Here is a 13903-nt window from a genome sequence, read left to right as displayed (position 1 = left end):
TTCTTAATGGATTGGTACTAAATTGAAAATTGTTAAAATGGTGTAGGTGATACCGGCGGCAATCACTGGTCCAGCCGCGATTCCCTTAAGGAAAACGACGCCCATAATTGTGCCAAATACAAGCGCCACTGTCATTTCGGGACTAGCGGCTAACAAGCCAACACCCTTTGCAGACAAAACAGCGACTAACACGCCACACCCAACGGCAATAAAACCTGCCGGTGTCTTAAAAGCACTGATTAATTCTTTAAAACCGATTTGACCAGTCGCAATTGGTACTAAGATGGCCACAGAAATGACCGTCACGCCCCAATTAATCCCTTTAGCCTGGATAACCGGCAATACTTTTTCAGAAATTGGTAATGCCTTTAAGACTAAAACAACTGCGGTGGCAATGATTAAAGATTGATTTTTTGCTAATAAGGCAACGATTAAAATCGCTGCTAAAAATAACCAACTTTCCATGTGAACCTCCAATAAAGTCTCCCTATCATTGTACCGATAATTAGGCGACTTGTCAGTATTTTCATAAAAGTAATTTCAGAAAACAAAATTTTCAAATCAAAAAGCGACTTGCGCACAAAAAAACACCCTCAAATTTTGAGGGTGTTTTCTTTCTTAATCAGCGTATGATTAAAGAGCGTTTGTTGCACCGCGGTAAACAATACCACGACGTGAATCAACAGTAACAACTTCGCCATCTTTGATAGCTTCTGTTGCGTCTTTAGCACCAACAACAACTGGGATACCCATAGCGATACCAACAACAGCAGCGTGTGATGTTAAACCACCGTTTTCAACAACGATAGCACTTGATTTTTCGATTGCTGGTAAGTAATCTTTGTCAGTTGCTTTAACAACTAAGATACCACCATCAACAGCTTTTTCAGCTGCTTCTTTAGCATTTGAAGCAACAACAGCCTTGCCAACGATTGTTTCATCGCCAACACCTTGGCCTTGTGTTAATTTTGAACCAATTAATTGGATCTTCATAACGTTTGTTGTGCCACGTTCGCCAACAGGAACACCAGCAGTGATCAAGATTAGGTCGCCTTCTTTAGCAAAACCATGTTCTTGAGCTGTTTGTGTAGCCAAGTTGAACATATCATCTGTATTAGCAGGTTTCTTAGCCATAACTGGGTATACACCATAGTTAACTGTTAAACCACGACGTGTACGTTCGTCAAATGTAACAGCCAAGATATCAGCTTGTGGACGGTATTTAGAAATCATACGTGCTGTAGAACCTGATTCTGTAGCAGCAACGATTGTCTTGATACCTAAGTTACGTGCAGTATGTGCAACAGCTTGGCCAATTGATTCTGTCAAGTTAGTCTTGCTGTATGCTTTCAATGCATATGCATCGCGATCTGTTAATGATTTTTCTGTTCTTTCATCAATGCGGGCCATTGTTGCAACAGCTTCTACTGGGTAGTCACCGTTAGCACTTTCACCTGAAAGCATTGTTGCGTCAGTACCATCAATAACAGCGTTAGCAACGTCATTAACTTCAGCACGTGTAGGACGTGGGTTTTCTTGCATTGAGTCCAACATTTGTGTAGCTGTGATAACTGGTTTGCCAATAGCATTACATTTCTTGATCAAGTTCTTTTGTACGAAAGGAACGTTTTCAAATGGAATTTCAACACCCATGTCACCACGAGCAATCATTAAACCGTCTGAAACTTTCATGATATCGTCAATGTTGTCGATACCTTCTTGTGATTCAATCTTAGGGAAGATTTGAACATGTTCCATGTGTTTTTCTTCTAATAATTCACGGATATCTAAAACATCTTGAGGTTTACGAACAAAACTTGCAGCGATAAAGTTGATATCGTTGTCTAAACCAAAACGGATGTCACTAGCATCTTTTTCTGTGATACCAGGTAAGTTGATTGAAACACCAGGTGCGTTAACACCTTTACGTGAGCCAACCATACCATCGTTTTGAACTTCAGTAACAAGTTCTTTGTTTGCTTCGTCTTTTTCAATAATCTTAAGATCCACTAAACCATCATCGATTAAAACGTGGCCACCAACGTGAGTATCGTCGTATAGACCTGGGTAAGTAACGGCAATTTTTTCAGGTGTTCCTTCAAGAGTATCGTCCATTGAAATACGTACCACTTCACCAGTGTGTAATTCAAATTTCTTACCTTGTTGAACAGTTGTCCGGATTTCAGCACCTTTAGTATCTAACATGATACCAACAGTTTTGCCCGTAGCTTTTTCAGCTTCGCGAACCATATTCATACGGCTTAAATGTTCTTCATGATCACCATGAGAGAAGTTAAAGCGGAATACGTTAGCACCTGCTTCAATTAATTTTGTGATGATTTCAACACTGTTACTTGCGGGTCCAAGTGTACTTACGATTTTGGTTTTCTTCATAAGTGGAATCTCTCCTTTTATGTCTGTTTTTTTAAAAGACTTTACAGTCATTTTAACGAATTTTGGGTAGAACTATAAAATACTAGTAAGCTAAATCTTCATTTAAATCATAAAGATCTAACATTGCGTGATGCTTGTGATTGAATAAGTCTAACATATCATGTGCGATAATTTCATTCTTTTCAATCCCAAGTGCAACCCCGCCTTTGCCTTCAAGCAATAATTCAACTGCTTTTGAGCCTAAGCGGCTAGCTAATACACGATCACTAGCTGTTGGTGAACCACCACGAACAACGTGTCCCAAAACAGTTGAACGTAAGTGGAAATCGCCGTATTCAGAAAGTTTTTCTGAGAATTCATCGGCATGCATAACGCCTTCAGCCAAAACAATAATAGCATGTTTTTGGCCATGTTCGCGTGAAGCACGTAGCTTTTCAGCAACGGCCTTAACGTCGAAATCACGTTCTGGAATAATAATGTCTTGTGCGCCACCGGCTACACCAGCCCATAAAGCGATGTCGCCAGCGCCACGGCCCATTACTTCCACAACGAAAGTTCTTTCATGACTTGCAGCCGTATCGCGGATACGGTCAATTGATTCAAGAACTGTGTTAACAGCTGTATCAAAGCCAATTGTTTGATCTGTAAATGGAATATCGTTATCAATTGTTCCTGGAAGACCAATTGCGTTATAACCATGTTCAGTCAAACGAAGAGCACCGTGATAAGAACCGTCACCACCGATAACAACTAAAGCTTCGATACCGAACTTGTTGAGTTGTTCAATACCCTTCAATTGTCCTTCGACTTGTGCAAATTCTGGATAACGTGCTGAGTATAAGAATGTACCACCACGTTGAATCTTGTCTCCAACCGTAATTGGATCCATCTTGAAGATATCACCAGCAACTAAGCCAGCGTAACCATAATTGATACCATAGACTTCAAGGCCTTCATGCATTGCTTTTCTTGCAACGGCACGGACGGCAGCGTTCATACCAGGTGCATCCCCACCACTTGTCAAAATACCTATGCGTTTCATCTTTTCACCCCAGGCAAATATTTTACTTAAAAAACCGATTTGGTCTTTCAAAGTCACTAATATATTATCACTTTTCTGAAAAGAAGTCTTGTCTTTTCAGAAGTTTTTAACAAACTTATTTTCAAAACTAAACTAACTAAAGCCCTTTAAAATAACGTTTGTAGGCCCCAGTAAGGTTGTAAGCGCCGTCGTTAATTTTTCATCGTTCGCAATCCAATAGCGTTCGTTCAAAAGAATTGACTTCTTCGTTGCTGAATTATAGAGAATTACCGGGATTGGCCCTCGACTTTTTTCGAGTAGTTGGTACATTTTTTGTTGCTGTTCACGCGTTAAATCCGCAGATAGTCGTAAATAAAGCGTGGCCTTAGGCAACCCTTTTTGCGCTTGTTCCGCTAACATAATCTGATTACCGATAAGTTGCAACTCTTGGCGTTGTTCCGTCTTTCCTATGACTAAAATCACTTGTTCTTTGGTCAGCCAATCTGCTACTTGCCGATAAACCGATGCAAACAGCGTAACACTAATCTCGCCGGTGGCATCTTGTCCCGTCACAAAAGCCATTTGCTCGCCTTTTTTCGTTCGAATCACCTTAATTCGGCGGACAAATAAGACTAGTCGGACATTTTGATTGGGTGCTAAGTCACTAACTTCCGGCACGTGATAGTACCGACGGACACGTTCATACTTTTCTACCGGATGCCCTGAAAGATAAGCCCCCAGGTACTCCGCTTCTTTGTCCAAGCGCTCCGTTAACGTCAAATTAGACACCGTTTTTTCTTTGGGTGCTAGAATTTCGAATAACGACATATTATCGCCAGCTAACTTAACACTATCCAATAAATCATCGAGATTCATCAAAAGTGCGTTGCGATTGGGATTAAATTGATCAAAGGCCCCACTGTAAATCAACGCCACTAGCGCCTCTTTTTTGAGATACTTCGCGTCTAGTCGTTGTAGAAACTGTAACACAGATTTGAACGGACCACCCGTTTGGCGCTCATCCAAAATTGCCGCTACAAAATCCCGTCGTAAACCCTTGATACTGTATAACCCAAAAATAATCCCGGCATCTGTCACCTTAAAATAACGCTGACTGAGATTAATATCGGGTGGTAAGACTGATAATTGTCGCTTCTTTGCTTCCGCTAAATACGTTTTAGTTTTTGTTCCTTGATTTAAGACGGCATTTAAAACCGCTGCGAAAAAGGCTTCTGGTTGATGAACTTTTAAATAAGCCAACCAAAAGGCAATTTTACTGTAAGCGACCGCGTGCGACCGGTTAAAACCATAGTTGGCAAACTGTTCGATATAGTCGTAGACCGTTGTCGCGGCTTGCTCGGTATGACCTAAAGCCAGCGCGCCTTCGATAAACTTGGTTCGACTCGCATCAATCACTGCTTTTTTCTTCTTACTCATTGCCCGCCGTAAGATATCGGCTTCCCCTAAGGTAAAACCGCCCATCTTAGAAGCCGCCTGCATGACTTGTTCTTGATACACCAAGATACCATAAGTTGGTTGCAAAATCTCAGCCAACGAATCATCCGGATAGGTCACCGGCACTTTGCCACTTTTACGATCGATGAAGGTATCAATATTTTCCATTGGCCCCGGTCGATACAACGCATCGGTTGCGACAATATCTTCAAAAGAAGTCGGCTTCAAGCGCCGTAAAACATTTTTAATCCCTGTTGATTCGAACTGAAAGATGCCGTTTGTATCGCCTTGTTGAAATAACGCTAGCGTTGCTGGGTCATCTAACGGAATATTTTGCGGATTAAAAGGCTGACCTGTTTGTTGGCTGACTAATTTAACAATATTCGCTAAAATCCCTAAGTTTCTTAGACCCAGGAAGTCAATCTTCAACAATCCTAGTTCTTCAACATTGCCCATTGGTAGTTGGGTTAACTCAATTTCATCGCCACCGCTTTGCAGCGCAACGGTTTCCGTTAATGGCGCTTGGCTCAACACAATTCCCGCCGCATGGGTTGAATAATGGCGTGGTAAGCCCTCAATTCGCTGCGCCGTTTCAAATAGTAAGCGATTTTGTTGAGAATCTGCTACGAGGTTCTTAAAAGCTTGCGACTGATCGTAAGCTTCTTGGAGCGTAATTTTTAAAACGTTTGGAATCGCCTTAGACCAAGCACTCATTTCAAACTGACTGAGGCCAAAGACCCGACCGACGTCCTTTAACGCCATCTTAGCGGCCAAGGTCCCAAACGTAATGATTTGGGCCATGTGATTTTGCCCATATTTTTGATAAACATAATCTAACACTTCATCCCGACGGTTATCCGGGATATCCAAATCAATATCCGGCATATTGGCCCGGTTAGGATTTAAGAACCGTTCAAACAGTAATTGATACCGAATCGGATCAACATCTGTAATCCGTAGCGCATATGCCACTAGCGCACCGGCAGCCGACCCACGCCCTGGACCTGTCATAATATTTTGTTGGTGGGCGTATTGCATCACATCGGCGACAATGAGAAAATAATCGGCAAAACCCATCTCGTTGATGACCTGTAACTCGTAGTCTAATCGTGTCTGGTAAGTTTCTGGAATAGGCTGTGTCTTAAAACGCGCTTGCAAGCCCGCTTGACTCTGTTGCTTTAAATAAGTGGCGGCTGATTGCCCCGCTGGTGTCTCAAATTGGGGGAGCTGGGCCCGTTTGAACGATAAATCCACCTGACATTGAGCCGCAATTTTTTGCGTATTAGCGACGGCTTCTGCCAGTTGTAACGCTTCAAAGGCGGCCGTTGCCTGCTGCACATCTTCTAAAAAGTAGCCACCTGGCGCTTGCGGTGTTTGGAGATTAACCTGCGTACCCGCTTTAATATGTTGCAGGACTTGAACCGCAAATGCATCTTCCGGTTCTAAATACCGCACGTCCCCTAAAGCAACTAGCGGTACTGCCGTTTGCTGGCTTAATTGTCCCAGAGGCACTCGCTGTCGGCTAGCGGCTTGTTTAGCACTAATCCCTAGATAAAGACTATCTGCATCGACAACCGCCTTTAATCGCTCAATATAGGTCTGTGCTGCCGTTGCATCGTTTTGCATTAACAAGCGTACTAACTCGCCATCTTGACTCGGCGTGATAACCACCAACTGCTGTAATAGTGATTGAACCGCCTCAAATGGGACTAATTCTGATTGCGTCATAATTTTCGTTGAAATTTTTAAAATATTTTGATAACCCGTTAAATTTTTGGCCAGTAAAATCAACGGAAACCGTTCGTCAGTCTGTATAAGTCCGCCAACTTCAATTGTGATCCCCAATAGCGGCTTAATATCGGCTGCTTTGGCAGCCTTATAAAAATCAACTAACCCATAGACAACGTTCTTATCCGTTAACGCTAAACTCTGATAGCCACGCGCTTTGGCGGCTGTTACTAAATCCGTAATTTTAGTGGTACTTTCTAAGAGCGTATAGGTACTCTTAACCTGGAGTTGCACAAATGCCAAGAACGCCCCTTCTTTCTGATGACAGATTCTAATAATTCCAGTATAACAAATTATTTCAAATGAATCTCGTTGTAAAACGTGTTACAATATCATAGAATTGCATGAAAGAAAGAAGGTCAATCATGAAATACGTTATGACGCTTTTTTGGACGCTAATCTTCGGATTCGTTGTCGGCTTCATCGGTTCTAAGTTAGTTAAATTGGACTTTAATGTTCAAGCAACGTTGACTGTCTCAGTCATCTTTGGGATTTTACTCAACCTAGTACCCCTTGTTTTACCTAAAGACCCAGCAGCATAAGACAAAAAGGACGACTCAACGAAAATGTTGGGTCGTCCTTTTTTTTGCTTTATTTTGTAATGTAGATGTATAAATGACTTGCAGAAAAGCCGGTATTAAACTTAACGCCATTTGAAGTAATGGTCTTCATTGTCGTTTGGTTGCTCTTCTTATTCTTCTTCGTAAACTTACTAAATTCAGACATGACCTTCTTAGAATCCGCACCTGTTGATTGAGCGAGTAACGCAAAACTCGTTCCGAATTCCTTCAAAGCCGCTTTATCTTTAAGCGCTTTAATTGGTGCGATTAAAGTAAGTCCCATCACATCTTGATCAGCAATTGCCCCTCGGATCACAACGTTATCAGTTTTCACCAATTGATGAACGCCGTCAGCTGGTTTTGCTGGTAATAATTGATCCTTTTTAGCCGTTTTAGCTTGTTGCATAGCTGCTTGAACATCTTTTTGCGTTTGTTGGAGTGCCATTAATTGGGCTGGTGCCAATTGACCGGCTTTGGCTGCTGCCGCTTGTTTTTGTAAGCTTTGCGCTTTGGCTTGGTCTGCCTTTGATAACGCCATGCCAATAACAGCTTGATTATACTTGTCGGCAATCGCTTGGTATTGACCAACAGCGGTGCCTGCTGCCACCGTAACTTTCTTTTCAATCGTCTTTGAGCCCGTTTTAGCCTTTAACGTGACCGTTTGTTGTTTGGTTGTTGTTGGTACTTGAACAACGTATGTGCCTTCTCTAACGCTTGTTTTATGCGTTGCGCCTTGGTCAATTTGATAGCTTAAGTGCGCCTTTTTATTAGTGGTACCTTTGACAACTGCGACCATCCCATTTTGATGGTAATTTGTTTTAGAAGTCGTTAACTTTGCTTGGCCACAGCCCGCTAGTAAACTAACTAATCCCAAACTCACGACTAATCCAACTACTGTTTTTTTCATTTTTCGTCACCTTTTCATAGAAATTATCGTTAATGAGCTTTTAGCGTAACCCTTTTAGAACAACATTTCAAGTCAAAACGACGACGTGTCACAAATATTTCCGCCATCCAAAAAGGCCACCGCAGATCCGGTGACCTTTATTAATCTTTTTATTTTAAGCCTGTTTTCTTTTCGTAACGATTGAACATAATCAATGCGACAACTGTAAAGAAGACTGGACCGGCAATTGACCAGAATGTTTGGCCAAGGTTACCGTCGATTGCAGGTTGAATAATTGTGAAGACGTTGGCGAACCCAACTGTGAACATTACCATCCAAACACAGAATTTGTAGAAGGTTTTACCCTTATAAATCGTGAATGGCTTTTCGATACTGTTATCCTTCTTAAAACCAAAGAAGGCAAAGGCAACGAATAAGTATGGTAATGTCATTGAAACGTTTGTCATGGCTGTTAAAATTTCGAAGAACTTAGCAGCGCTCTTACCACCAAAGGCAACAAAAGCGATAATTACAATTACAATCGCAGCTTGCACGATCATCGCGTTAACTGGCATGTTATGTTTGTTCTTCTTAGCGAATGACTTAGGCCATAATTCAGCTGGTGTGCCTTCGATAATCGTCTTAAGAGGTGAGAAAATCAATGTAAAGAATGCACCAGTAAGTGCAAGGAACATTGAAAGACCCATATAACGACTTAACCAAATCCCAACTTGAATTGCAGCGTGATGACTCATATGAAGCGCAAGCCCTAATTGGTAACCCATGTTATTCATCGCAATGTAAGCAACGTTCCCTAAAGTAACTTCGGCATTTGAGCCAGTTACTTTAGCAAAACCGCCGCCTGTTTTGAAGACGAAATCCCAGTTAGTAAATGTCCCCATCATGAAGATCCCGATGGCATAACCAATTGCAATCACGATTGCTGAAATTGCTAACCCTTTAGGGAAGTTGACTTTAGCATTTTCTGTTTCATCAACTAACCCACCAACAACTTCCAAACCACCATATGCGAAGATTGCAAATACAACGAAACTAAAGACCTGAATCATTGATGTATAACTTTCGTTAGGTGATTGGAAAAAGGCCTTAGCCGTGATTGGTTGTGCTGTAACACCCTTTTTTAGGATCAGGATTAATAACCCACCTAAGAATAAGATCACATTAATCAATGTGATGGCTGAACCACCGATGCTTGTTACTTTTTTGACTTTATCAAGCCCTTTGGATGTGACAAAAGTAATCACAATAATCCAAATAATAGCAAGAATTCCTAATGTTTGCACACCATTGGTTAGCCCAAAGAATGTCCAACTTTGCGTCTTATCAACTCCGAAAATAGCATTTGATAATGGAATCCAAATCCCGTTCCCAACGTTAACCATCCAAATGATGTATGACGCAAACCACATGAAAGTCCCAATAAAGGCAAATTTAGCATTGACGGATTTTTCCATCCAAGAATAAATCCCACCCTTAGCTTCACCAAAGGCAGCGCCCATTTCCCCAAGCATAAATGCGTAAGGAATAAAGAAGGTTACAGCTGCTAAAACATACCAAAAAATTGATGCATATCCCATTAAGAAGAACGCTCGTGGAATATTTGTAAAACCAAAGACTGACGTGAAAATCATGAGAATAAGTGCCCCTAAAGTCAACTTACTCGTCTTTTTCTTTTCTGCCACCCCAAACACCTCTTTCAAATAGTTTAATGGTCTAAGAATAATAGCCATTTGCCTAATATTGTTCATTATTAAATTAATAACAAACTAACTAGTCATCTTCATTTTACGGTGCAAACTGGTTTAGGTAAACGCTCTATTTCGTTTTCTAATCTAATTATTTTGTTTTTTAACCAAAAATTAATAATCTTTTCAATTACTTATTTTTTATCAGCCGATTTTAACGTTGTCGTTTGATCCTTTTTAACGGTAATCCGAATCGCAATCTTATAAACCACACTCTGACAAGCTAACTTCAATAATGTTTTTTGGGTTTCAGTCACTAAGCCGTTAGCAGGTTTGGTCCCTTGTTCAAATGGACTGTATTCTTCGTCCAATTGATGAATCGCATCTAAGAACGTCAAAATAAAATAATCATAGAGTTGCTTTTCGTTACGATCAGTCGCTGTTCCCACTGACAGTAAGCGGCCAATTTCTTCAATTGAAAAATTAGTCTTTAATAACGCAATAATCAAGACTTGTGAGATTTGTTGTTTAGCATAGCGCTTCTTGTCCGGCGCAACGACTAACCCCTTCTTCACGTAATTATTGATCATCGCAGCAGTGATTTCATCTAGATCCAATACTTCTAAATATTGATTGATATAGCTGACGACTTGGTCCATATATAAATTCAAACCTGGTAAATCTGTCCAGCGAGGTAATTGTAATAGTTGTAGTTGATTTAAGTCTCGTTTTAATAGCTCATTATTCATAATAATCAGCCTCCTTATATTTAATTACAATTATATCATCATCTAGTTTCAAAAACCATAATAAGGCATAAAAAAAGAGCTTCCCGAAGGAACCTCTTAACTAAGACTAGTCGTTAGCTTTTGGTGTAACAACTTGTTCGCCTTTGTAGAAACCTTTTGGTGAAACACGGTGACTTACACGGTATTCGCCATTAGTTGCATCGAATTGTACGTTTGGTGTGTTCAATTTGATATGTCCACGACGCATACGTTTCTTCGTCTTTGATGTTCTTCTTGCTGGAACTGCCATTATTTTCAGACTCCTTTATATCTTAGATTCATTAATGATATACCGAACTCAGGGAACTTAGCAAGGATTAAATCAATCTTTGCTAAATTGATTTAAAATCAATTAGACGTCCCACTACTTTTGTCCGCGACTTCTATAATACTATGTTTACGTAACAAGAGCAAGTTATTTCATAAAAAACAATCTACTCAAGGCATTCAATCAAAACAAAATTCGAGATTGAAACTCATCATTTCAACCTCGAATTCATGTTTAATCTTATTTTTAATAAACACAAAGTCAATCACTGATTACACGTAATTGTATAATACAAATCTTGATAAATCAATCATAATCCGACTATTTTGAAAAAGCTTCTTGCAAAAATTAGTCAGTTGCTTTGTTTTCAAATACTAATTGATTGTCTTTTAGACCAATTTCAACTGTTGTGTTAGGTAAAACGTTTCCGGCAATAATTTCTTTGGCCAACGGTGTTTCAATCCGATTTGTAATATAACGCCGTAATGGTCGTGCCCCAAACGCTGGATCATAACCTTCTTTAGCGACCCATAACTTAGCGTCTTCAGAAATCGTCAATGTGATTTCTTGATCTGCTAAACGATGTGATAAATCAGCCAACATTTTAACTACAATTTGTTCGACATCTTGCAAGCTCAATGGCGTAAACATAATCGTATCATCAATTCGGTTCAAGAATTCCGGCTTAAATTTCGTTTGAATTAAGGTTTGAACGCTATTAGCTGCTTCTTTTGAAATTTGACCTTGATCATCAACATCGTCCAAGAGGATTTCAGAACCCAGGTTAGAGGTCATGATGATAATTGTGTTCTTAAAGTCGATTGTACGCCCTTGTGAGTCGGTCAAACGACCATCATCTAAGACTTGTAAAAGGATATTGAAGACATCTGGATGGGCCTTTTCAATTTCATCTAACAAGACAATTGTATATGGATTACGACGAACAGCTTCCGTTAATTGACCGCCTTCTTCATAACCGACATAACCAGGTGCCGCACCAACAAGTCGCGATACTGAGTATTTCTCCATGTATTCACTCATATCGATTCGGACCATGTGTCGCTCAGAATCGAAGAGGTCTTCAGCTAAAGCCTTAGCTAATTCCGTTTTACCAACCCCAGTAGGGCCTAAGAACAAGAATGAGCCTAAAGGTCTATTAGGGTCTTGCAAGCCAGCACGCGCTCTTAAAACGGCATCTGTGACCGCATCAACAGCTTGGTCTTGACCAATTACCCGTTCGTGTAAATGATCAGCTAATTGTAATAGTTTTTGCCGATCACCTGCTACTAATTTAGCGACTGGAATCCCAGTTTGCGAACTAACAACTGTCGCAATTTCGTTTTCGGTAACTGATTCTTGAACCATCCAATCCTCTGGTTTTTCAGCCTTTTCAAGGTCAGCAAGATCTTGTTCCAATTGCGGAATGGTGGCGTGTTGCAATTTAGCAGCTGTTTCCAAATCGTAGTTACTTTGGGCATCTTCTAATTGCCGTTTTGCCTGGTCTAATTCTTCCTTTTTGTCGTTAATCTTGTTCAAATCAGCTTTTTCGGTTTCCCAACGCATCTTCAAACTATTCGTCGTTTCCCGTAAATCAGCTAATTGTTTTTGCGTTTCGGCTAATCGTTTTTGTGAAGCCGCATCCGTTTCATTCTTCAATGCCGCTTCTTCAATTTCCAATTGCATTAATTGCCGCGTTGCTTGATCGAGCTCAGTGGGTTGCGAATTCATTTCAACGTTGATATTAGCACTCGCTTCATCGACTAAATCGATTGCCTTATCAGGTAAGAAGCGATCTGTGATGTAGCGGTTAGATAACGTTGCAGCCGCCACTAGGGCATTATCATGGATACGAACACCGTGGAAAATTTCGAAACGTTCCTTTAACCCCCGCAAAATACTAATCGTATCTTCAACGGTTGGTTCTTGAATTAACACTTTTTGGAATCGTCTTTCGAGGGCTTTATCTTTTTCAATGTTTTGACGATATTCGTCAAGCGTTGTCGCGCCAATCATGTGTAATTCGCCACGCGCTAACATCGGTTTCAAAAGATTACCGGCGTCCATGCTGCCTTCAGTCTTCCCAGCACCAACGATTGTGTGAATTTCGTCGATGAAAACTAAAATCCGACCTTCACTCTTCTTAACTTCTTTTAAGACCGCCTTTAGTCGTTCTTCAAACTCACCACGATATTTAGCACCCGCAATTAAGCTCCCCATATCAAGTGAGACGATGGTTTTATCCTTTAAGTTATCAGGCACATCTTTTCTAACGATTCGTTGGGCTAAGCCTTCAACAATCGCTGTTTTACCAACACCGGGTTCGCCGATTAAAACTGGGTTATTCTTGGTCTTTCTAGAAAGAATCCGGATGACGTTTCTAATTTCTTCATCCCGACCAATGACGGGATCCATCTTACCTTCACGAACAGCTTTCACTAAATCAGTGCCGTATTTTTCAAGCGCTTGGTAGTTATCTTCTTGGTTTTTAGATGTCACACGCTCGCCTCCTCTTAATTTGGTAATAATATCTTTTAATTGTTTAGTCGTGACGTTATTTTTTTGTAAAAATTGTACTAACGGATTGTATTTAGACTTCATCAACCCTAAAATAACCGTTTCAGTTGATAAAAATTCATCTTGAAACTCTTGCATGTAAGTTTGAGCCGCGTTCAAAACTTGATAGAGATTTTGTGAAATATTTTGACCATAGTTTGTTTGACCTTCAACTGTTGGAATCGTATCAATCTCGCGATCAATTTCACTTTCAAGTGCGGTTAAATCAATTCCCGCTTCCTGATAGATTTGCCGACCCAGTTGTTGGGGTTGAATTAAATATTTAAATAAATGTGGGACATCGATTTCTGTTTGATGACGCGTTTTTGCAATATTTTGTGCTTCTGCAATTGCATCTTGAACAGCTTGTGTCATTTGTTCTGGATTCATAAACGTCATTCCTTTTTAGGTTTATTTTTTGAATTAAACGTCAATACTGATTGACTAATTCTATGATAGTCAAAATAGGTCAAACATTCAAGAC

At 40.4% G+C, this 13903-nt stretch carries 10 protein-coding genes; 1 reads left to right on the top strand and 9 read right to left on the bottom strand.

Annotated elements, in window-relative coordinates:
• Nucleotides 1-3: 3 nt before the first annotated feature.
• From NDN60_RS00815 to dnaE, 4 genes are all read right to left on the bottom strand, one after another.
• Nucleotides 4-465, bottom strand: a complete 462-nt coding sequence (locus NDN60_RS00815; protein WP_041820846.1) for a DUF441 domain-containing protein — start codon at nt 463-465, stop codon at nt 4-6.
• Between the two features lie 168 nt (nt 466-633).
• Nucleotides 634-2394, bottom strand: a complete 1761-nt coding sequence (gene pyk / locus NDN60_RS00810; protein ID WP_011374734.1) for a pyruvate kinase — start codon at nt 2392-2394, stop codon at nt 634-636.
• A gap of 82 nt (nt 2395-2476) precedes the next feature.
• Nucleotides 2477-3436 (bottom strand): 6-phosphofructokinase, encoded by a 960-nt coding sequence (gene pfkA / locus NDN60_RS00805; RefSeq protein ID WP_011374735.1) that lies wholly within the window; start codon nt 3434-3436, stop codon nt 2477-2479.
• 132 nt (nt 3437-3568) lie between these two features.
• The gene (gene dnaE / locus NDN60_RS00800; RefSeq protein WP_112212594.1) at nt 3569-6901 is read right to left on the bottom strand and encodes a DNA polymerase III subunit alpha; all 3333 of its coding nucleotides are present in this window, start codon (nt 6899-6901) and stop codon (nt 3569-3571) included.
• Between the two features lie 122 nt (nt 6902-7023).
• On the opposite strand from dnaE, the gene NDN60_RS00795 reads away from it, so the two are divergent.
• Nucleotides 7024-7200: a YjzD family protein gene (locus NDN60_RS00795; RefSeq protein ID WP_011374737.1), complete on the top strand. Its 177-nt coding sequence runs from the start codon at nt 7024-7026 to the stop codon at nt 7198-7200.
• 49 nt (nt 7201-7249) lie between these two features.
• Here NDN60_RS00795 and NDN60_RS00790 read toward each other — a convergent pair whose 3' ends face one another.
• From NDN60_RS00790 to clpB, 5 genes are all read right to left on the bottom strand, one after another.
• Nucleotides 7250-8125, bottom strand: a complete 876-nt coding sequence (locus NDN60_RS00790; RefSeq protein ID WP_016265192.1) for a hypothetical protein — start codon at nt 8123-8125, stop codon at nt 7250-7252.
• Nucleotides 8126-8274: 149 nt separating this feature from the next.
• Nucleotides 8275-9807 (bottom strand): glutamate/gamma-aminobutyrate family transporter YjeM, encoded by a 1533-nt coding sequence (gene yjeM / locus NDN60_RS00785; protein ID WP_056946652.1) that lies wholly within the window; start codon nt 9805-9807, stop codon nt 8275-8277.
• Nucleotides 9808-10004: 197 nt separating this feature from the next.
• On the bottom strand, nt 10005-10559 hold the full coding sequence (locus NDN60_RS00780; protein WP_011374740.1) for a DUF1836 domain-containing protein: 555 nt from the start codon (nt 10557-10559) through the stop codon (nt 10005-10007).
• A 106-nt stretch (nt 10560-10665) separates the two neighbouring features.
• Nucleotides 10666-10848, bottom strand: a complete 183-nt coding sequence (rpmF, locus tag NDN60_RS00775; protein ID WP_004270395.1) for a 50S ribosomal protein L32 — start codon at nt 10846-10848, stop codon at nt 10666-10668.
• A 366-nt stretch (nt 10849-11214) separates the two neighbouring features.
• On the bottom strand, nt 11215-13809 hold the full coding sequence (gene clpB / locus NDN60_RS00770; protein WP_099947664.1) for an ATP-dependent chaperone ClpB: 2595 nt from the start codon (nt 13807-13809) through the stop codon (nt 11215-11217).
• Nucleotides 13810-13903: the final 94 nt, after the last annotated feature.

This window comes from Latilactobacillus sp. (assembly GCF_033176295.1).
In the GTDB taxonomy this organism is placed as follows: domain Bacteria; phylum Bacillota; class Bacilli; order Lactobacillales; family Lactobacillaceae; genus Latilactobacillus; species Latilactobacillus sakei.
Note: the sequence above shows the minus strand (reverse complement) of the source record. Positions and strands in the feature narration are given on the sequence as shown.